This is a genomic window from Gemmatimonas sp. (assembly GCF_041689975.1).
In the GTDB taxonomy this organism is placed as follows: Bacteria; Gemmatimonadota; Gemmatimonadetes; order Gemmatimonadales; family Gemmatimonadaceae; genus Gemmatimonas.
The window spans coordinates 1-21045 of sequence record NZ_JBDNFF010000228.1; the positions used below are offsets into that span (position 1 = coordinate 1).

The following is a 21045-nucleotide window of genomic DNA, read 5'->3' on the forward strand; positions in this document are numbered from 1 at the left end:
ATCGGCCCCACGCTGCCGCTACGTATCGGCCGAATCGGCTACACGGGTGGTGTAGTGACGAGCCCGATTCACTGCGCGTTGCTGGTGCGCAGTCAGTCGCCGGAGCGTGTGGTGTGTGATATCACGCTCGTGGGCAGCGATGGGGCAACGATTGCGGATCTGGTCGGCGTGGAGATGTATGCAGTGCCGAGCGGCAACACGACGAACACCGTGTTGACTGCCACCAACGTATGATGTCCCCTGCTCCATCGTTTGCACCGATTGCCATCGTCGGGCAGGGCTGTGTTCTGCCTGGCGCGCTCTCACCAGATGAACTCTGGTCGCTGGTTCTCGAAGGGCGGTCGGCGATTGCGCCGGCCGCGGACGATCTGTGGCGGATCGATGCCGGCGCCGATCGTGCCCAGTTGCACCGCGAGATCGCCAGCACGGTAGGTGGTCACGTCAAAGGCTTCGAGCGTGTGTTCGACCACAACGGCTTTGCCGTACCGGCCGATACGTTGCGTGGCCTCGACCCGGTATTTCTTTGGACGCTCCACGCCGCCCGTGAAGCGCTACGCAGCGCCGGGATGTCGCTGCACGAGGCGCGGCCACGAGCGGCGCTGGTGCTTGGCAATCTCAGTTACCCCACGCCGGGGCTCGTAAACTTCGCGCTCGAGCAGTGGGCGGCGGACCCTACGCGCACGTCGCACGAGGACCCGCGCAACCGCTACATGTCGGGCTTTCCGGCGCACCTCGCGGCACAGGCCCTTGGGTTTGGTGGACGTGCCTTCGCCATCGATGCGGCGTGTGCGTCGTCGTTGTATGCCATCAAGCTGGCCTGCGACCAACTGCACGACGGTAGCGCGGATCTTGCGCTGGCCGGTGGTGTGAATCACGCCGACGACCTCTTCCTGCATGGCGGCTTCTCGGCGCTCAACGCGCTCAGCCCCACGGGACAGAGCCGTCCGTTCCATCGCGACGCCGACGGCCTCGTGCCGGCGCAGGGTGCGGCACTGCTGGTATTGGAGCGGCTCGACGACGCCTTAGCCAACGGTCGCCAGATTCTTGGGCTTATCCGTGGCGTCGGGCTGTCCAACGATGGCCGCAGCCGCGGCCTCATGGTGCCCGCCGAGGAAGGACAGGTTCGTGCGCTACGTGCGGCATACGCCGAGAGCGGCGTGTCGCCGCGTGACATTTCGCTGGTGGAGTGCCACGCTACGGGTACGGTAGTGGGTGACGGCGCCGAAGTGCGCAGCATGCGCGAGGTGTTCACCGAGGCCCGCGCGCTTCCTGTGGGTTCGCTGAAGTCGAATGTCGGCCATCTCATCACGGCCTCCGGTGCTGCGGCGGTGATCAAAGTGCTGGCGGCGATGCGTCATCAGGTGCGTCCGCCTACACGGACCGCCGAGGCGCCCATCGATGAACTCGCCGATGGCATGTTCCGTCTGTTACGTGACGCTGAGCCGTGGGAAGCACCGGCCGGTGGCGCGCCGCGTCGCGCTGCGATCAGCAACTTCGGATTCGGTGGTAACAACGCCCATCTGATTCTCGAAGAGTGGACGAACATGGTGCCTGCGGCGTCGGCTCGCGTGACCCCTGTGGCGCAGGTGGCGGCAAGCGGCGGTGCGATTGCCGTGATCGCGCAGTCGGTGCGCACCGGCGCCACGGGCACGCGCTTCACCGATGCCGTTTTCAACATCGGTGCAGCCGCCGACGGTGCCCTCGCGCGCGGCGCGACGACAGACACGATCGCCCTCGACGCCGCCGGACTGCGTTTCCCACCCAATGATCTCAAGGCCACGTTGCCACAGCAGACGCTGTTGCTGTCGATGGCACAGGAGATGACCGCGGTGCTCGATCGGCTGCCGCGTGAGCGCACCAGTGTGCTCATGGGCATGCAATGCGACGCCGAAGTGGCGCGTCATGCGATCCGCTGGTGTGGTGCGCGTCCGTGGGTGGCGGCGCTGCCTGCCTCGCTGGCCAACGATCCGCTCACGGCCGCGTCGGTAGTGGGGTGCATGCCCAACATTGTGGCCAACAGGCTCAGTCATCAATTCGACTTCCGCGGCCCGAGTTACACCGTATCGTCGGAGGAACTCTCGGGCATTGGTGCGCTCGACATCGGCGCGCGTGCGCTGCGCATGGGCGAGATCGATGCCGCGGTGGTTGGCGCCGTCGATCTGTGCGCCGAACCGATCGCGGAGGCGGCGGCGCACGCGGTGCTTGGCGGCACCCGTGCCGTACCGGGTGATGCGGCCGTGTTGCTGGTGCTCAAGCGTGAAGCCGACGCGATGCGCGACGGCGATACCATTCTCGCGCTGCTGGACGCCGATGGGGCAGATCAGTCCGTACCGCCCACCCTCACGTTCGCGCTTACCGATACCAACGCCGGCCTGACGCCTCGGGTGGGGCATGCCCACGCGGCGTCCGGGCTGTTGCATGTCGCCGCAGCGATCGAAGCGTGCGCCGCTCGTGCGGTGCCGTCGGCGATGGGGCCGATGCCGTGGTTGCCGCGTGATGGGGCGCGCGTGGCCGAGGTGCAGGTGGAAGCGCTCGGGCAGCAGTCGCGCACGCTGGCGGTGCGCGCGGCGGCAACACCGACCGCAACGGCTGCGCTGTTCCCCACGTCGCAGCCGCGGTTGGCGGTGTTTGCGGCCAACACGGTGGCGGCGTTGCTGGACGCGCTCACGCGCCGCGATGAGTGCACCGATCGCTCTGATGCTGCGGACGTCGTGACTGGTGTTCGGCTGGCGATCGTGGCCGAGTCCGACGCGGAGTTCGAAACACGAGTGGAGCGGGCGATCACGGTATTGCGCGCTCCCGCGACTGCCGCTGCGGTCGGTACGATCGACGACGGCATTCACGTGGGGCGAGGCGCGCTCGACGGCGAGCTCTCGTTCGTCTTCACCGGTGCTGCGGGCGCGTATCCGCACATGGGGCGCGATCTTGCGTTGGCGTTTCCAACACTCGTGGACGGCTTCGCCGCACGCGCCAACTCGGTGCGTGATGTCGCCGGATGGGTGTACCTCGACGATCCCACGTTGCAGAGCACGCCCATGGATAAGCTCTGGGGCGCGTCGTATCTGAGCCAGCTGCACGCGGAACTGACGCGTCACCTGCTGGGGCTCCGGCCCACGGCAGCAATCGGCTACTGCTCGGGCGAGACCAATTCGCTGTTTGCACTCGATGCGTGGGGCGATCTCGACAACTTCCGCGACGAAGTCGCCAACAGTCGCGTGTACGATCGCTGGTTGTGCGGTGAGCTGCGATGCCTGCGTCCGGCGTGGAATCTCACCGAGGATGCGCCCGCCGAGTGGTCCACGTGGCGCATCCGCGCGCCGGTGGCCGAGGTGCAGGCCGCCGCGGCGAGCGAGGCACGTGCGCACCTCGTCATCATCAACTCGCCCACCGATGTGGTAGTAGCGGGCGATCCGCAGGCCTGCGAACGGATCGGCGTGATCTTTGGCCGACGTGCCGTACGCACGCCCGGCTACGATTTCGTGATGCACTGCCCGGAAGCCCACGAGTACGAATCGCGGTGGCGCGCGATGCACACGCGGCCCACCGTTGATGTGCCCGGAGTGCGCTTCTACACGCACGCCACACGCTCGAGTTATCAGGCAACGACGCAGACCGCGGCCGACGCGCTTACGGGGCAGGCCATGCATGTGGTGGACTTCCCGGCGTTGGTGGAGCGTGCGTATGCCGATGGCATTCGCGTATTCATCGAGCACGGGCCACACGCCGGTTGCACCAAGTGGATCACCGACGTACTCGGCGATCGCCCGCACGTGGCGATCGCGCTAGACCGCTACGGCCACTCGTCACTGTTGCTTGCCGTTGATGCGGCGGCTCGTCTGTTCGCGGCCGGCGTGCCGGTCGAACTCGACGCAATGCGCACCACGTTGCGTACTTCTCTGCGCGGCGCCAATGCGGCCCTGCCCCGGTCACCCGGCGGGCGGTCGTTGCCGCTGTCGTTGCCCGCACACCCCATCGCCGTCCTCCGGATGCCGAACGTCTCGCCTGTCCATTCCCCGGTGCCCATCGTGCCGACACCGGCAGCGTCACACGATGCGCACAGCGGCACGCATGCTGGAGCGTGGAACGGTGCATCGCATGGCACAGCGAACGGCGCGCGTAACGGTGCGCACAACGGCTCTTCACACGGCGCCGGCGAGTACATGGCGCCGGCTCCGCGGCTAGCGTCGGCGCGTTTCGCGGCGCTGGGCGCCTCGCCGGTGATGGCGGCTCCCGTGTCGACACTACAGGTCGCCCCGGCGGCAACCGCCGTGCTCGTGGCGGCGGCCCCCGCCCCTGCACCGGCGCCACACGCGGTGGCTCCGCAGATCGCCGAGAACGGCACCAACACCTCGCCATTCATCGCGGCCGTGAATAGCCTGGCCGGTCATCACGCGCAGCTCGCGGCACTGCACACCGCGTTTCTACGTCAGCAGTTCGACGTGCAGTCGCGATTCACCAACCTCATGCTCGCGCCTCTCGCGCAGTGGGCCACTGGTCACGTGGGAGCCGAAGCATTGCGCGGCAGCGTCGAAGTAGTCGCCGCTCCGCAGGTCTTGGCTACTCCTGTCGCGCACGTCGCACTGGTGACATCGGTGGTCGCCCCGGTGCCGTCTCCGGTAATCCGCGTCCCCATCGCGGCCGCCCCAGCGCCCGTCGCCGCCGCACCCACACCCACACCCACACCGCCCGCCACAGCCCCCAAGGCACCGCTCGTGCGCCGTGTGCCGCCGCCGCGCACCCCCACTGGCCCCACCTTCGATCGCGCCGCGCTCGAGATCCACGCCGGTGGAGCGATCTCGCAGATCTTCGGCCCGCTCTTCGCCCAGCAAGACATGCACGCGCGCCAGGTGCGCATGCCCCAGCCGCCACTGCTGCTCGCCGATCGCGTGCTCGGCATCGAGGGCGAAGCGGGTACCATGGGCACCGGCACGATCTGGACCGAAACCGACGTGCGCGAGAGCGCGTTCTACCTGCACGAAGGACGCATGCCCGCCGGTGTGATGGTGGAATCGGGACAGGCCGACCTCATGCTCATCTCGTGGCTCGGCGCTGACTTCCACAACCAGGGCGCGCGCGTGTACCGCCTGCTCGGTTGTGAACTCATGAGTCACGGCCCGCTGCCCACCATCGGCGACACGCTGCACTACGAAATTCTGGTGGATGGTCACGCCGAGCAGCAGGGCGTGCGCCTGTTCTTCTTCCACTACAACTGTTGGGTGAACGGCGAGTTGCGCATGAGTGTGCGCAGCGGACAAGCCGGCTTCTTCACCAACGAAGAACTCGCCAATTCGGCGGGCGTGTTGTGGTCGGCGGAAGCGGCCACGCCCAAGCGCGACGCGCGCGTGGATGCGCCGCTCACGCTCACCACACGTCGCGCCTTCAGCGCCGATGATGTCACCGCGCTGATAGAGGGACGCGTCGCCGATTGTTACGGCGCCGGCTTTGATCGCGCCGACGCGCATACCCGCACGCCCACGATTGCGGGCGGCGGCATGCGACTGCTGGATGAGGTCACGCACTTCGATCCCACCGGTGGCCCGTGGAAGCGTGGCTACCTCCGCGCGACCCTCGGCCTTACCCCCGATCGTTGGTTCTTCGACGGGCACTTCAAGAACGATCCCTGCATGCCCGGCACCCTGATGCTCGAGGGTGGTTTGCAAGCCATGCAGATCTTCATGACGGGACTCGGCTTCACACTCGATCACGATGGTTCGCGCTTCGAGCCGGTGCCTGAGCAGAATTACAGCCTGCGCTGTCGCGGACAGGCCACGCCGGCGTCGAGCGAAGTGGTGTACGAAATTTTCGTGGAGGAGATCGTGGGTGGTGACACGCCCACGCTGTACGCCGACATCCTGGGTTCGGTGGACGGTCGCAAGGCGTTCCACTGCAAGCGCATGGGACTGCGCTTAGTGCCGGCATGGCCGCTCGATGCTGGCCGCACGGCGGTAGCCATTGCGCATGATCCGCGCCCGGTGGCGGTCGTGGATGGTTTCACGTTCGACTACGCCTCGCTGTTGGCGTGTGCGTGGGGTGTGCCGTCATCGGCGTTCGGTCCGATGTACAAACGTTTTGATGGCACGCGTCGTGTGGCGCGCTTGCCCGGACCGCCGTACCACTTCATGTCGCGCGTGGCACGTGTGTCGGGGCCGATCGGTGGCATGCAGGTGGGGAGTGTGGCCGAGATCGAATACGATGTGCCGCCCACGGAGTGGTACTTCGCGAACAACAACGCGCCGGCCATGCCATTTCCGGTGTTGCTGGAGACCGCGTTGCAGCCGTGCGGATGGCTGGCGTCGTATGTGGGTGGCGCGCTCGCGTCGGAGGAGAACCTCTACTTCCGCAATCTCGATGGCACCGGCACGCAGCACATGGAGATCGGACCCGACATCGGCACCGTGAGTGTGTCCACGACACTCACGTCGGTATCGAAGGCAGACTCGATCGTGATCATGAGTTTCGATGTGATCATGCGCGCCGGCGACCGCACCGTGTACACGCTGAAAACCGTGTTCGGGTTCTTCCCCGGCGACACCATGAAGGATCAGGCCGGACTGCCGATGACACCCGCGCACCGCGCGCGCCTGGTCGACGCGAGCGATGTGCGGGTGGAGCTGGGCGCGTCGCCGGCACACTATTTCAATGCGAGCTTGCGCCTGCCCACCGAGCGGTTGGCAATGATCGATCGCATCACCGGTCGTTGGACCGAGGGTGAGCTGGCGGGCAAGGCAGGACTGGGCCGGTTGCGCGCGGAGAAAGACGTGGCGGCCTCGCAGTGGTTCTTCAAGGCACACTTCTATCAGGACCCCGTGCAGCCGGGATCGTTGGGCATCGAAGCGTTGCTGCAAGCGGTGCAGGCGCTGGCCATCGACCTCGATCTTGGCGCGGGGCTCTCGGCACCGCGATTTGAAACGCAGGCGGTGGATGTGCCGATGAGCTGGAAGTACCGCGGGCAGGTCATCCCCGACAACCACGTGGTCGTAGCGGACGTGGAGATCACGGAAATCCGTCGCGAGGCGCAGGGTGTGCTGGTCGTGGCCTCGGGTTCGCTCTGGGTCGACGGCAAGCGCATCTACGAAGCGAAGGGACTCGGCGTGCGGATCGTGTCCGTCGCATCGGCCTGACGGTTCGCGCGTGAGAGGCGAGTTGACGGAATGACCGTATCGCGTCTCACGCTCAGTGCGGGGCTCGTCCCGGCCGGGGTGGCACTCTATGGCCTCCGGCTTCCGGTCAACGCTAACGCGGCGTTGGAGGCACTCACGGCACTGGGCGGGGAGTCTACCCTCACCCAGCTCCCCGATCGCCTGGCGGGGGCCGTAGCGGGCCGCCGGGCCAGCTTTCTGGCCGGGCGCTGGTGTGCTCACCAAGCGCTGCGCGACGGCGCACCCCACGCGGCGCAGACGCCCGTCGGGATGGGCGAGTTCCGCGAGCCGCTCTGGCCCGCCGGCACGCTGGGCAGCATTGCCCACACAACGGGCTTTGCGCTGGCCGCCGCCGCGCCTGTGGGGGCCGTGCGCGCGATCGGGGTGGATGTGGAGCGGTGGCTCGACGACGACGCGCCGACGCGCTTGGGGCCCGATCTCGCAGGCGACGGTGAGCTCGACAGCTTGGTGGCTCAAACCGGCTGGCCGGCGGCGCGGCTGTTGACCGTGCTCTTCTCGGCCAAGGAAACCATCTACAAGTGCCTGTTTCCCGTCGTGCGTGCGCACTTCGGTTTCAAGGCGGCGTGGCTGGAGCGGCTGGATTTCTCCGACGGCGCCGAGGGGCGGTTCGTGGCGCGGCTGACGGGCCCGCTGGGCTCCGATCTGCCGGCAGGACTCGTGCTTCACGGGCGCTTTGCGTGCCTGGACGAGGTGGTGGTGACTACGCTCGTGCTCGGGTGACCGTGTTCGGGTGATCCAGTAGTCGGAGCACGCCGCGCGATCAGATCAGCAAGCCGTGCGCAGTTGGCGAGAGTGCGCAAATTCATCTGGCGTTTACAACACGCGGCGCCGGCGGTGCGAATCGTTACGCGAGCTGGATGATCTGATTCAGACGCGCGCACACCACGGCAAACGGTCCATTTGGCGCTCGCTTTCGTGGGTGCGGCTTCGCTTTTCGGAGACGCCAGTCGAACGATTTCGGCTGATGGCAGAGCACATAGCTGATTCCGCACTTGGTTCCGGAGGCCGGGCCAATCGCGACCGCGAAGGGATTATCCGCGTTGTAGTCGGCCGTGGTCATCGGCAAGCCGATCACCAACGAGGTCGTCTCGTTGAAGTTCTGCGGCGAGAGCACAAGAAAAGGATGGACATCGCGCATCTCCCGGCCGGTCTGGGGGTTGCAGTCGATCCAGATAATCTCCTGGCGCGCGGGAACCCACTCGGCCCGAGACGAGGGAGCGGCGCGCTGCTGCCGAACTACCACCGCTCGGCGCCCTCTCGCGGTGCGGCCATCACCTCGCCGCCGTAACACGCAGTAGCGTACAGCGCGAGTCGTTGTTCCAGAGTCAGCGGGTCGGCGGCAACTGGAGTGATCACGACCTGCCGTCCCTCGACCGACACCCGCACGCGCTGGTCGACATGTAGCTTCGCGGCCTTGGCGATGGCGGCGGGCAATCGAACGCCGAGGTTGTTTCCCCACTGCTTGATGTCCAGCTCAACTTCGGCCATCGTGCCCTCCGCAGATGTCTAGACAAAGTCTAGACGTTGCAGTGGCACCGCGCAAGCAGCCGGAGCGCGACCCGCGCCGACCGGTTTCACGGCGCGCATCCGCCCCACTACCGCACGAGTCAGTTCAGCCCGCAGCCTCGACCTGATGGTCCAGATGGGCGATCAGCTCCGCCGGCAGATTCAACCGATGGCCCAGCGCCTGCAGGTAGGCACGCTCACCGGGGTGATCCACGTCGATGGCCACGCGTGACACCAGATACAGTTCGGTGGCCTGCTCGATCCCGCGCGCCGATGCCGCGATCGCCGCCAAGTCCACTGGCTGGCTCAGCGCGTCGAACACGAAGGCCTTGCTTTCGGCATCCAGTCCCAACTTCTCGACCTGCTCGAAGAGGGCTTTCAGCTCAACGGCATCGATGTGACCGTCCGCCTTGGCAGCCCCGATCATGGCCTTGATCAGCGCCAGCTGAAACGGCTGGCCATCAGCGGCACTGTTGGTCTCCGGGAGAAAATTGCGGTCCACCTGGCTGAAATCCGCGGGACTCGCGACCGGCGCCGTCGCCGCCGTCTTGTTCTGCTGCCAGTTCTGATACGCCTTGTATGCCAGGGCTCCCGCCGCCGCCGCGCCGCCGTAGCCCACCGCGCCTTTTGCCATTTTCTTCATCTTCTTGCCGCCCAGCAGCAGGCCCAGCAGCCCACCCACGACGGCACCGCCGCCGAAGCCGCCCATGCCCATGGTGTCGAGTTGTTGCTTGGCAGAGCCGCCAGCCTGGCGCATGGAGTCGGCGGCATTGGGGCCGAGGAACTGTGCAAGAAGATTCTTGGCGTCGATCACGGGATATCTCGTCAGTATCAGGAGAGGAACGTTGGCCAGCACGCCGGCCCTCACAACTTGCGTTCGCGCAACTTACTGACCGCGCGCCGGCACGTCAGGGACCGTGATACCCGCCACCTGTAGCGACTTGAGCAGCGCCGGCAGCTTGGCCGCCTTCACCGACGCCACGCGCGCGCCGTGCTGCTCGAGTTCACGCGTGAGGCTCTGCAGCATCGACTGCTGCGCGTCGGACAATGGGAAGCTGCTGTTCAGCGCACTGTTCAACAGCGCGGCGCGCCCCGTGAACGACCCATCGGCCTGACCCGACGCGCCCACATCGTCGTCGCCGCCGGCCGGCGGACCGCCCGCTCCGCGCACGCGAGCGCCCGACGCCTGACCGACTTCCTTCACGTAGCTCTTCAGTTCCTTGTCGATATCGGCCAGGTTCTGCTTGAGCTGCGGCGTGAGCTTGGCCGTGTCGGCGTCGGCCGCCTTCTTCACTTCGGCAAAGCGCGCGACCACACTGTCGCCGCGGGTCTGCTGCGCTGTGATGGCCTTCTGGAACTGCACCACTTTGAAGCGAAAGGCGTCGAGCGCCTTGAGCTCGCCATCAGACATGGCCTGCTCCGTGTCGCGCAGCAACGCGAAGCGCTGCGTGAGCACCGTGGTCGCACCGGTCTTCGGCGTGATGGTGAGTCGCGCCGTGTAGCTGCCCGGCGCCGCGGTGTAGCTGGGAGTTCCGCCGCGTGCGAAGCCACCGAAGCCGCCACCACCGAAGCCGCCACCACCGCCGACCGGCGCACGTCCTGCCGTGACGTTGGTGTCGACGGCGCCCGTAAGCGGCGCGCCAACGCGCATGTCCCACACCGGACGGAACATGCCGGTACGACGCGGCACCGCAAGTTCACGCACGATCCGCCCGACGCCGTCGATGATCTCTAACTTGGCTTTGTCATCGGTGGCGATCTTGTTGATCAGATACGCCAGCCGTACGCCGTTTTCCGGATTCTGTCCGGTATAACCGGTGGAGCCCATGCCGGAGTTGCGACTGTTGTTGAGCGTCATCGCGATCTCGTTGCGCGCCGGGAACAGATAGGCCACGTCGGCCCGCTTCGCTTCAGCCAGCTTTTCCAAGGCCCCAAGATCATCGAGGATGAACACACCACGACCGTGCGTGCCGAGCACGAGATCGTTCCAGTCTTCCTGAATTTGCAGATCCCACACGGGCACGCCCGGAATGCCGGCTTTGAGCTGCGTCCAGTGGACGCCGTTGTCGACGGTGAAGAACGCGCCGAACTCGGTGCCCACGAACAGCAGATTCGGCTGACGGAAATGCTCGCGAATCACCTGCACCGCGCCAGCGCCAGGAAGGTCACCCGTGATCGACGTCCACGTGCGGCCGAAGTCGGTGCTGCGCATCACGTAGGGCGTGAAGTCGTTGCTGCGATGGCCGTCGAACGTGGCGTAGAGCGTGCCTTCGTTGTGTCGCGACAACTGCACGCGACTCACGAACGTCGTGTCGGGCACACCGGAAAACGCGGCGGTCTTCGTCCACGACTTGCCGTCGTTCTGTGTCACGTGAATTAACCCATCGTCGGTGCCCACGGCCAACAGTCCCGCACGGCGTGGCGACTCGGACACCGTGGAGATATTGCTGAACTCCGCCGTGCCCTCGTGCAGACCCAACACGTCACGCGACGGGACCGCGCCACGCATGGGCAAGCTGTCGCGATCGAGACCGCGGGTGAGGTCGGGGCTGATCGTAGTCCACGAGTCACCACGGTCGGCACTCTTGAACAGATAGTTCGCGGCGATGTACAGCGTGCGGCCGGTGTGCTGCGACGGCACGATCGGCGCGCTCCAGTTCCAGCGATGCCGTTCGCCATTCCTCGGATACGGCTTGATGCTCTTGGTCTGGCCGGTCCGCGCATCATAGCGCACCACACCACCGTTCTGCGATTCGGCATACGCGATGTTGTGGTCGAGCGGATCGGGCACGTTGTAGAACCCGTCGCCGCCCGCCATGCGATACCACTCCGCATTCGACGGACCGAACGCGTTGCGCGTGCGGCTCGGGCCGCCCCACGTCTGATTGTCCTGCAGTCCGCCGTACACGTTGTAGAACGGCTTCGCGTTGTCCACCGCGATCGCGTAGAACTGCGCGCCGACGATGTTCTCCACGTTGTACCAGCTACGACCGCGATCGTAGGAAATGTCGACGCCGCCATCGTTGCCGAGTACGATGTGCTCGCGATCTTCGGGATTGATCCAGAGCGCATGCGCATCGCCGTGTACGCCGCCGCCGCCGGCGAATCCGATCCACGTCTTGCCGCCGTCGTACGACTCCTGCGAGCTCGCATTCAGCCGATACACATGCTCGGCGTCGGTGGGATCGCAGCGCACCTGGCTGTAGTACCACGCGGTACCGTTGCTGCTGTTCACCAGCTTCCACGTGCTGCCGGCGTCATCGCTGCGATAGAACCCATTGGCGGTCGCCTTCGCATGCACCGAGGCGTACACCGTGCTGGGACGCGAGCGACACACCGTGATTCCGATGCGGCCGATTTCGCCGGTGGGCAGACCATTGGTGAGTTTGGTCCACGTCTTCGCGCCATCGCTGGTTTTCCAGATCGCGCTTTCGATGCCACCCGGAAGGAAACCGTACTCACGGCGTTCACGCTGCAACGAGGCGGCGTAGAGCACGTCGGCGTTGGACGGATCCATCACGAGTTCCGTGAAGCCCGTCTGCGCGGAGATCGACTTGGTGTTCGTCCACGTCTTGCCACCATCGATCGTTTTGTAGAGCCCGCGTTCGCCGCCCGGGCCCCAGAGCGGACCCATGGCAGCCACGTACACGATGTCGGGATCGCGTGGGTCGATCACGATGCGACCGATGTGCTGCGACTTCGGCAACATGGGCTTGGACCACGTCTTGCCGCCGTCGGTGGACTTGAACACACCCACGCCCCACGACGAGCTGCGCATGTTGTTCGCTTCACCGCTGCCGACCCAGACCACATCCCCGTTCGACGGAGCGGCGGCCACCGCGCCAATGGATCCCACGCCGATCGAATCGGATACCGGTGTCCACGCGAGTCCGCCGTTGGTGGTCTTCCACACCCCGCCGGTGGCGACAGCCACGTACATCGCGGTGCCGAGGCGTCCACCGCGCAGCGTGCGCGGGCCCTCGACCACCGAGATATCGGCAATGCGGCCGCTCATGGAGGCAGGACCGATGGCGCGGAACGCGAGTGGCCGTACCAGCAGCGAGTCGGCTGGCGCTTGGGCGGAAAGCACGGAGGGAAGTGCCGACGCCACAACGACGGCGATCGAGGCGACAGCGCGAGCGGTGCCGCGTAAGGACAGGTGAGGCATGGCGGGGTGAGACGGGGAAACCCGACGGGCCGAGCGGCCGTCGCTACGGGAAAATACGCGGGGGAGAGGGCTCTCGTTGTGGGGGCGATGCGGGCGTGGTGGCTGGTGGGATCCAAAACTGAGAGCTCAGAACTCAGAACTTCAGGGACAGACGTCAGACCTCGTATAGTGTTCGGAATTCAGCAACAACAGTGCACCGTTGCGAGCGGTTTGGTGGGGCGCGACCTCTTGTCTCGCGTTGAGTGCCAAATGGCTCGGCACGGTGCACTGTGGTTGCTCGTGCCTGAACACGATACCCAGTCTGACGTGTGCCCCTGTGGTTCTGAGCTCTCAGCTCTGAGCCCCGAGCACTTCAGTGCCCGTGATCCGCCATCTTCTCTCCACGCGCCAAAGCCAAGTGGTGAGCCGCGTGATGCTCGCCGTCGGCCAGGAGTCCGATGAACCCTAGGCCGCGCAGCTTCGCCACCGCCGCCGCGTCGGCCCTGTCGGCCGCCGTCACGACCAGGCGCACACCGTCGGGGAGTTCCGTGCGCACCACGCGCGGACCACCGCTGTTCATCACCATCATGACGTGCGCGCCCGTCATGCGCTTGATGGCCGCAATCGCTTCGCCAGTGCCGCGCACGAGGAACTGCGCGCCGCCAGCCATGGGGGTCGCCACCACGCGACTGCGCAGCGTGACGAGATCCATGTCCACGAGATGCAGGCGGAGCCGCTCGAGGTTGACCTTCGACCAATCCGTGTTGGCGTCGGCCTGCAGCATGGCAACGATCTCGCTGATCGCTGCGAATGACGCCTGACCGCCTTGCGTGGGCAGCGGCGCCGCCGCTGGATGCGTCATACCCGGTGTGTGCACGTGCTCCTGGGCCGTGAGCGTGCTGGCGGACAGCGCTGCCGACACGAGCGAGAACAGCACGATACGGCGGGCGGACGACCCGGCAACGGCGACGACGGGAATGCGCATGAGGCGCCTCGGAAACGTGGTGGGACGCTCAACGCAGCCCTACCCCGGCGGCGTATATATTCGCACCTGCGGAAACTACCGTCTGCGCCCTCAGCTCACGATAGGGCGCGACGTTCGTCGGTCCCCACCGCGCCTCGTCCTCTCCTACCCCGCGTCATCATGGTCACCTCTCGACATCTCGCGCTCGGCGCGGCGCTGCTTACGGTCGCTCTCAGCCAGCGCGCTTCGGCCCAAGACGATGCCCCGCCCTCGCGTCAGCGCGTGGTGATGGATTCCGCCCGCATCGCGGCGCTATATGTAAGCAACCGTCCCGAAGATCATCCGCTGGCCGACTTCGCCCGCGCCATCGCCGGCAAGACGCGCACTGACAGCATCTTCGCCGCGCGCAGTGTGGGCGTCATGAAGTTCAGCAAGGTGAAGTACAAGAGCACCGACGGCATGGAAATTCCCGCGTCGCTGTTCGAGCCGTTGCAGTCGAAGGGCCCGAAGGCGCATGCCGCGATGGTGTGGGTGCACGGCGGCGTGCATGGCAACTGGGATCAGAACTATCTCCCGTTCATCATCGAAGCCGTGCAAAAGGGCTACGTGATTATCGCCCCCGATTACCGCGGAAGCACGGGGTACGGCGCGGCGCTCCACAACGCTATCGACTACGGCGGCATGGAAGTGAACGACGTGCAGGCGGCGGTTCAAGTGCTCACGGCACTGCCCTCGGTGGACAGCACGCGCATCGGCGTGATGGGCTGGAGCCACGGCGGGTACATCACCGCGCTGCTCCTCATGCGCGAGGGCAACGGCACCCCGTTCAAGGCCGGCGCCGCGATCGTACCGGTCACCAACCTCCTGTTCCGCCTGTCGTTCAAGGGACCGTCGTACCAGCGCAGTTTCTCGACCATGACGACCATGCGCGGTCTGCCATTTGAAAAGCGCGCCGAATACGTGCGTCGATCGCCGTACTACTGGGTGGACAGCCTCAAGACGCCGATCCTGGTGCACGTCGCCACCAACGACGAAGACGTGAACTTCGAAGAGGCGCGTCCGCTCGTCGACGCGCTCATCGCGCGGCAGCCGAAGCTCTCGGAGACCAAGATCTACGTGAATCCGACCCCGGGGCCGGCCAGCGTGGGGCACACGTTCAGCCGCCGCGTGAACCGGACCACGTTGCTGAAGGAAGATTCGCCGGAGCAGATCGACTCCTGGAACCGGGTCTGGGCGTTCTTCGACCGGACTATCGGCCAGCGCTGAGTTTTGGGACGCGGCAGGGGCGGCGCGGGCGGCCGCCCCTCTTGCTATTGTGCATATACGTATTTAAGTATATGTACATATGCGAACCTCATCACGTTTTTCGATGGCGCTGGTGGTGGCCTCCCTGGGGGCGGCCACTCTGCCGGCCTCCCCCATACGGGCCCAGTCGGCGCCCCTCTCGCTCGGCGACGCCATGCGCGAAGCCGATCAGCACGCGTTCGGCAACCGGATCGCCGCCGCCACCACGGCCGGCGACCGCGCCCGGGCCCGACTCCCGCTGAAAGGCATTCTGCCCTCGGCGCGCCTCGAAGCCGGCGTGATCCGAACCACCGACCCGATCGGGGCCTTCGGCACCACGCTGCGTCAGCGGTTGGTCACACCAGCCGCCTTCGAGCCGGCCAAACTCAACTCTCCCAGTGCCGTCACCAACGCGCTGGGTGGCGTGGTGCTGGAGGTCCCGCTGATCAACGGCGACGCCTGGCTCGGTCTCCGCGCCGCGCGGGCCGCCGCTGACGCTAGCACGGCCGCGAGTGAGTGGTCGGCGGTCTCCACCCGCACCGACGTGGTTCGCGCCTACTACGGGGCCATTCTGGCCGAAGCGAGGGCCGGCGTACTCGCGCAGGCACAGCAGGCGGCCGACGCCGGTGTGCGTCAGGTACGCGCGATGGTCGCGCAGGGGCTGGTCACCAAGTCCGACGCCCTCCAGGCCAGTGTACGCGCCGCGGACGTCGCGGCGCAGTTGCTGAGCGCGCGCAGTGATGCACTCAGCGCGCGACAGCAGTTGGCCCTGCTGTTGGGCCGCACGGGAGCAGAGCTTCCCACGTTGCCCGGCGCGCTCCCTGATGATGCCGCGGTCATCGCGCTGGCGGCGCACGACAGCGCGACGGCCAGCGCGACGGCCGCCAGCAGCGTGCTTCGCGATGACGTGCGCGCAGCGCAAGCCGGCGTGGCCGCGGCGAGTGCCGACCGTCGCCGCGCTGCCAGCACACTGTTCCCTCGCGTGAACAGCTTTGCCCGCTACGACTGGAACGACCCGCGCACCCCCTATGCGGGACAGAAAAACTGGACGGTGGGCGTGATGGCCTCGTGGTCCATATTCGGCGGCAACGCCGAATTGGCGGACGTGGCCGCCACTACCGCCCGCGCCAGTGCCGCGCGCGCCGGCCTCGATGCGGCGCGTGCGCAAAGCCAGCTCGAGCGCGACGACGCCGCGCGGCGCCTCACGCTGTCCATGCAGCGACTCACACTGGCCCGCGATGCGGCCGACCAAAGCCGCGAAGCGTACCGCCTGGTGCAGAAACGCTACGACGGCGGCCTGGCCACTATCGCCGAATTGCTGGCGGCCGAGTCATCGACCACCAGCGCTTCACTCGCGCAGGCGGCCGCGCGTTACGCCGTAATCGACGCCATCGCCACGTGGCGGCGCGCATCGGGTGGCGACCCCGCCGCTCTTACCGCACTCGATACCTCCACCACGACGGCGCGCTGATGCGTCCGAACCGATATCCGGGAGTACACGACATGACGTCGACCAAGACGCTGTTTACCACGCTGGCACTCGCCACCGTTGCTGGATTCTCACTGGCGGCCTGTTCGGGCGCGAAGGAAAAGTATGCATCGGCCTCGCCTGCCGACGCCGCAGCCGCTAGGCCGGTTGTCGGCACGGCCATGATCGTACGCGACACCGTGATCGATGCCATCATCGACGCGTCGGGTGTGGCAGAACCGATCCAGCAGGCCACGCTCAGCACGAAGCTGATGGGCACCGTGACGGCGGTGCTGGTACACGAGGGCGATGCGGTGCGGGCCGGACAGACCCTGCTGCGCATCGATGCGAGAGATCTCACGGCCAAGGCGGCGCAGGTGGGCGCGTCGATCGCCGAAGCGCACGCAATGGAGCGCGAAGCTGCCACGCACGCCGCGCGAATCCGCGCGCTCTATGCCGACAGCGCCGCGACCCGGGCGCAGCTCGACGCGGCGGAGACCGGGCTGGCGCGCGCCGACGCGGGCCTGCGAGCGGCACAGGCCGCGCTAGGTGAGCTCGAGGCGATGCGCAGCTACGCGACCGTGACCGCGCCGTTCGGCGGCGTGGTCACCTCGCGCGCGGTCGATCCAGGTGCCTTCGCGGCTCCCGGCGCACCGCTGATCACGGTACAGGATGGCTCGACATTGCGTATCAGCGTGAGCGCGGCCGGCGATGCCGTGCGCGCGCTCGAGCGCGGGCAGACGCTGACCGCCACGATCGACGGGGTGCCGGTATCGGCTGTGATCGAGGGTGTGGTGCCAGCCGGTGTCGGCAACCTGTTCACGGTGAACGCGACGGTGGCGAACCGGGCGGGCCAGTATCGCACCGGCAGCGCGGCCGTGGTTTCCATTCCGGTCGCGCGTGAACACGCGGTACTGGTGCCGAACGCGGCCATCGTGCGCGAGGGCGACCTCACGGGGGTCATCGTGCGATCGGCCACCGGTGACGACCGCCGCTGGGTGCGCTTGGGAGTGTCCACCGCCACCCACACCGCCGTCAGCAGCGGACTCAAGGCCGGTGAGACGATCATGGTGCCGAACGCGGCGGCGCGATGAGCACGCCACGCCCGTTGGGCATTGCCGGCCGGATCGCGAAAGCGTTCCTGAATTCGAAGCTCACGCCACTGGTCACGGCGGCCTCGCTGGCCGTGGGCGTACTGGGCATTCTCGCGACTCCGCGCGAAGAAGAGCCGCAGATTTCCGTACCGATGATCGACGTGATTGCGGCCATGCCGGGCGCGTCGCCGCAGGAAGCGGAGAATCTGTTGGCGCGCCCGATCGAGCAGCGCATGATGGAGCTCCCGGGCGTCGATCACGTGTACTCGATGTCGGGCGACGGCTACGCCATGGTGACCGTGCGCTTCAAGGTCGGTGAAGACCAAGAGCGAAGCGTCACCAAGGTGCAGGCCAAGCTGGCGGGTGCGATGGACAGGGCCCCGGCCGGCGCCATGCCGCCGGTTATCAAGGCCCACTCCATCGACGATGTGCCAGTACTGGCGCTTACGCTGCACGGTGCCGGCGTCGACGCCAACACGCTGCGCGAGATCGCCGCGCACCTCGAAGACGAAATCCGCACGGTGCCCGAGGTGGCCGAGACGTTCGTAACGGGCGGTGCGCCGAAGCAGATTCGTGTAGCGATCGATCCCACGCGGCTCGCGGCGAGCGGCGTGACCCCGGGCGAAGTGATGATGGCGTTGCGCGGCAGCAATGCGCGCCTGGCGGCCGGAGAGATTACCGTACGGGACAGTGTCATTCGCATCGATGTCGGCGTGCCGTTGTCGACGGCGCTCGAGGTGGGCAGCGTGGTGGTGTCGGCCGGCGGTGGTCGTGCGGTGTATCTGCGCAACGTGGCCGACGTGCGCGAGGACTTCGGCGAACACACCAATTACGTGTCGCATCGCGAAAAAGGCGGCGGCGCAGAAGCCGCCGTCACCATTGCGGTCGCCAAGCGGAAGGGCGCCAACGCGACCGAGGTCACGCATGCCGTGATGCAGCGCGTGGAGCAGGCGAAGGGCCGTCTAGTTCCCGCAAGCGTGAACGTGTCCGTGACGCGCGACTACGGCGAAACGGCAGGTGAGAAAGCGCAAGAACTCATCCTGCACCTGATCATCGCCACGCTCAGTGTGACGGCGTTGATCTGGCTGTTCCTGGGCTGGCGCGAAGCGCTGGTGGTACTCGTGGCCGTGCCGGTCACCCTCGGTCTCACGCTGTTCGTGTACTACGCGCTTGGCTACACGCTCAATCGCATCACCCTCTTCGCGCTGATCTTCTCGATCGGTATTCTCGTGGACGACGCCATCGTGGTCGTAGAGAATATCTATCGCCATCTCGCGATGGGTGACCGGAGTGCCGAAGAGGCCTCGATCGACGCGGTCGACGAAGTCGGTAATCCGACCATCCTGGCCACGTTCACCGTGATCGCGGCCATTTTGCCGATGGCGTTCGTGAGTGGCATGATGGGTCCGTACATGCGACCGATTCCGATCGGCGCGTCGGTGGCGATGGTGGCGTCGCTGGCGGTGGCGTTCATCGTCACGCCGTACCTCGCCTATCGCTTGCTCAAGGGCCACGTAAAGGCCGCGCACGGCACATCCGCGCACGACGCGACAGCGCACGCGAGTCCGGAGCATCCGCCTGAAGAGCGCGGCCAAGTCGATCGGATCTACCGGACGATCATGGTGCCGCTCATGGAGCAGCAGGGACGCCGGCGCGCCTTCTACGCGGGCATCGTCGCGCTGCTGCTGGTGAGCGTGAGCTTGGTCGGCTTCAAGGCCGCGCAGGTGAAGATGCTGCCGTTCGACAACAAGAGTGAATTCCAGGTTGTGCTCGACTTACCCGAAGGCACCACGCTCGAAACGTCCAACGAAGCGGCGTCACGCATCGCGGCGTATCTCAGCACGGTGCCCGAGGTGGTCAGCACGCAGGTGTACGCCGGCACGTCGGCTCCGTTCAACTTCAACGGCTTGGTGCGCCACTACTTCATGCGCAGCGGCGCCAACGTGGCCGATGTGCAGGTGAATCTGCTCCCGAAGGGTGAGCGTAACCGGCAGAGCCACGCCATCGCGGTGGCGGTGCGTCCGGGTGTGGATAGCATCGCACGGCTCTATCAGGCCTCGGCCAAGGTGGCGGAGATTCCGCCGGGTCCGCCGGTGCTGTCCACGCTGGTGGCGGAAGTGTACGCCGGCGACGACTCCACGCGACTGTCGGCGGCGCGTGCGGTGAAGGAAGTGTTCGAGAAAACGCCCGGCGTAGTCGATGTAGACTGGACCGTCGAAGCCCCGCAAGCCAAGCATACGTTCCGGGTGGACCGCGTGCGGGCGGCCGAGTCAGGCGCGAGCGTCGAGCAGATCACGCAGACGCTGTACCTCGCACTGTCCGGTGCACCGGCCGGCGTGGCAAGTTCGTCGACGGCGCGCGAAGGCATCGCCATCGTGACGCGGTTGCCGCTCGAGCAGCGCAGCAGCGTGGAGGCGCTGTTGGCATTGCCGATCGCGACGGCGCAAGGTCCTCAGCCGCTCGCCCGTTTCGTGACGGTGGTGAACAACACGCGGGAAGGGTCGCGCATCCGCAAGGACTTGCGACCGGCGATCTACGTGACCGGTGATGTGGCCCGCGAGATCGAGAGTCCGGTGTACGCAATCCTCGAGATGAATCGCCAGCTCGATGCCATTCGCGTGAATGGGGCGTCGATCGCGCGCTACAACGCCGTGCAGCCGGCCACGGTGAGCGAAACGGCGATCAAGTGGGACGGCGAGTGGCAGGTCACGATCGAAGTGTTCCGCGATCTCGGACTCGCTTTCGCGATCGTGCTGCTGCTGATCTACGTGCTCGTGGTCGGCTGGTTCCAGAGCTTCACGATTCCGCTGGTCATCATGGCGCCGATTCCGCTTACGCTCATCGGCATTCTGCCGGGGCACGCGATCAGCGGCGCGTTCTTCACCGCCACCAGTATGATCGGCATGATCGCGTTGGCCGGCATCATCGTACGCAACTCGATTCTGCTGGTGGACTTCATTCAGCTCGAAGAAGCGCGCGGACGTTCGCTGGCCAACGCGGTACTCGAAGCCGGCGCCGTGCGCTTTCGTCCGATCGCGCTCACGGCCGCCGCAGTCGTGGTCGGCGGTCTGGTGATGGTGCTTGATCCGATCTTCCAGGGGCTGGCCGTCGCGCTCATGAGCGGGGCCATCGTGGCCACGCTGCTCACGATGGTGGTCGTTCCCCTTCTCTACTGGCAACTCAACCGGAGCAATTCCCATGTGTAACGACAAGATCATCCGCCGCATTGCCGGGCTGTTCGTCATGGCGTCCGTCGCCCTCGGCTACTTAATGCATCCCGGCTTCCTGTTCTTCACGGCCTTCGTCGGGTTCAATCTGTTCCAGTCGAGCATCACAAACTTCTGCCCGCTTGAACTCATGCTGGGAAAGGCGGGTATGTTCGGATGCGCGCCGCGTAGCAATCGCTGACCGAACGCCCACTC

Annotated in this window: 13 protein-coding genes; 8 read left to right on the forward strand and 5 right to left on the reverse strand. The window is 66.4% G+C overall.

What is annotated here, in order from left to right:
• The 3 genes from ACESNG_RS14245 to ACESNG_RS14255 form a co-directional block, all read left to right on the forward strand.
• On the forward strand, positions 1–234 hold a 234-nt coding region (locus tag ACESNG_RS14245; protein WP_373069479.1), incomplete at its 5' end, for a hypothetical protein.
• Positions 231–7121 (forward strand): beta-ketoacyl synthase N-terminal-like domain-containing protein, encoded by a 6891-nt coding sequence (locus tag ACESNG_RS14250; RefSeq protein WP_373069481.1) that lies wholly within the window; start codon positions 231–233, stop codon positions 7119–7121. The genes ACESNG_RS14245 and ACESNG_RS14250, both read left to right, overlap by 4 nt.
• Before the next feature lie 30 nt (positions 7122–7151).
• The gene (locus ACESNG_RS14255) at positions 7152–7880 is read left to right on the forward strand and encodes a 4'-phosphopantetheinyl transferase (RefSeq protein ID WP_373059473.1); all 729 of its coding nucleotides are present in this window, start codon (positions 7152–7154) and stop codon (positions 7878–7880) included.
• 124 nt (positions 7881–8004) lie between these two features.
• Here the strand turns inward: ACESNG_RS14255 and ACESNG_RS14260 are convergent, their stop codons facing one another.
• From ACESNG_RS14260 to ACESNG_RS14280, 5 genes are all read right to left on the reverse strand, one after another.
• Positions 8005–8403: a type II toxin-antitoxin system PemK/MazF family toxin gene (locus ACESNG_RS14260; RefSeq protein WP_373059471.1), complete on the reverse strand. Its 399-nt coding sequence runs from the start codon at positions 8401–8403 to the stop codon at positions 8005–8007.
• Positions 8397–8648, reverse strand: coding sequence for an AbrB/MazE/SpoVT family DNA-binding domain-containing protein (locus ACESNG_RS14265; RefSeq protein WP_373059469.1), 252 nt, complete (start codon positions 8646–8648; stop codon positions 8397–8399). The genes ACESNG_RS14260 and ACESNG_RS14265 overlap by 7 nt, the downstream gene beginning before the upstream one ends.
• A 124-nt stretch (positions 8649–8772) precedes the next feature.
• Positions 8773–9480, reverse strand: a complete 708-nt coding sequence (locus ACESNG_RS14270) for a tellurite resistance TerB family protein (RefSeq protein WP_373059467.1) — start codon at positions 9478–9480, stop codon at positions 8773–8775.
• Between the two features lie 72 nt (positions 9481–9552).
• Positions 9553–12834: a WD40/YVTN/BNR-like repeat-containing protein gene (locus ACESNG_RS14275; RefSeq protein ID WP_373059465.1), complete on the reverse strand. Its 3282-nt coding sequence runs from the start codon at positions 12832–12834 to the stop codon at positions 9553–9555.
• A gap of 352 nt (positions 12835–13186) precedes the next feature.
• Entirely contained in the window at positions 13187–13798 is a 612-nt protein-coding gene (locus ACESNG_RS14280) for a hypothetical protein (protein ID WP_373059463.1), read from the reverse strand.
• Positions 13799–13957: 159 nt separating this feature from the next.
• On the opposite strand from ACESNG_RS14280, the gene ACESNG_RS14285 reads away from it, so the two are divergent.
• The 5 genes from ACESNG_RS14285 to ACESNG_RS14305 all read left to right on the forward strand — a co-directional run bounded on the left by ACESNG_RS14285 (position 13958) and on the right by ACESNG_RS14305 (position 21031).
• The gene (locus ACESNG_RS14285; RefSeq protein ID WP_373059461.1) at positions 13958–15043 is read left to right on the forward strand and encodes an alpha/beta hydrolase family protein; all 1086 of its coding nucleotides are present in this window, start codon (positions 13958–13960) and stop codon (positions 15041–15043) included.
• A gap of 79 nt (positions 15044–15122) precedes the next feature.
• The gene (locus ACESNG_RS14290) at positions 15123–16532 is read left to right on the forward strand and encodes a TolC family protein (RefSeq protein WP_373059459.1); all 1410 of its coding nucleotides are present in this window, start codon (positions 15123–15125) and stop codon (positions 16530–16532) included.
• 32 nt (positions 16533–16564) lie between these two features.
• Positions 16565–17623, forward strand: a complete 1059-nt coding sequence (locus tag ACESNG_RS14295) for an efflux RND transporter periplasmic adaptor subunit (RefSeq protein ID WP_373059457.1) — start codon at positions 16565–16567, stop codon at positions 17621–17623.
• Positions 17620–20829: an efflux RND transporter permease subunit gene (locus ACESNG_RS14300; RefSeq protein WP_373069483.1), complete on the forward strand. Its 3210-nt coding sequence runs from the start codon at positions 17620–17622 to the stop codon at positions 20827–20829. Before ACESNG_RS14295 ends, ACESNG_RS14300 begins: the two co-directional genes overlap by 4 nt.
• Positions 20822–21031 (forward strand): DUF2892 domain-containing protein, encoded by a 210-nt coding sequence (locus tag ACESNG_RS14305; RefSeq protein ID WP_373069485.1) that lies wholly within the window; start codon positions 20822–20824, stop codon positions 21029–21031. Before ACESNG_RS14300 ends, ACESNG_RS14305 begins: the two co-directional genes overlap by 8 nt.
• Positions 21032–21045 lie beyond the last annotated feature (14 nt).

What these genes read in the sequence shown, in the direction of transcription:
- ACESNG_RS14290 (WP_373059459.1), top strand. Translation starts at nt 15,123, where the DNA reads ATGCGAACCTCATCACGTTTTTCGATGGCGCTGGTGGTGGCCTCCCTG.
- ACESNG_RS14275 (WP_373059465.1), bottom strand. Translation starts at nt 12,834, where the DNA reads ATGCCTCACCTGTCCTTACGCGGCACCGCTCGCGCTGTCGCCTCGATC.
- ACESNG_RS14255 (WP_373059473.1), top strand. Translation starts at nt 7,152, where the DNA reads ATGACCGTATCGCGTCTCACGCTCAGTGCGGGGCTCGTCCCGGCCGGG.
- ACESNG_RS14305 (WP_373069485.1), top strand. Translation starts at nt 20,822, where the DNA reads ATGTGTAACGACAAGATCATCCGCCGCATTGCCGGGCTGTTCGTCATG.
- ACESNG_RS14295 (WP_373059457.1), top strand. Translation starts at nt 16,565, where the DNA reads ATGACGTCGACCAAGACGCTGTTTACCACGCTGGCACTCGCCACCGTT.
- ACESNG_RS14265 (WP_373059469.1), bottom strand. Translation starts at nt 8,648, where the DNA reads ATGGCCGAAGTTGAGCTGGACATCAAGCAGTGGGGAAACAACCTCGGC.
- ACESNG_RS14280 (WP_373059463.1), bottom strand. Translation starts at nt 13,798, where the DNA reads ATGCGCATTCCCGTCGTCGCCGTTGCCGGGTCGTCCGCCCGCCGTATC.
- ACESNG_RS14300 (WP_373069483.1), top strand. Translation starts at nt 17,620, where the DNA reads ATGAGCACGCCACGCCCGTTGGGCATTGCCGGCCGGATCGCGAAAGCG.
- ACESNG_RS14250 (WP_373069481.1), top strand. Translation starts at nt 231, where the DNA reads ATGATGTCCCCTGCTCCATCGTTTGCACCGATTGCCATCGTCGGGCAG.
- ACESNG_RS14285 (WP_373059461.1), top strand. Translation starts at nt 13,958, where the DNA reads ATGGTCACCTCTCGACATCTCGCGCTCGGCGCGGCGCTGCTTACGGTC.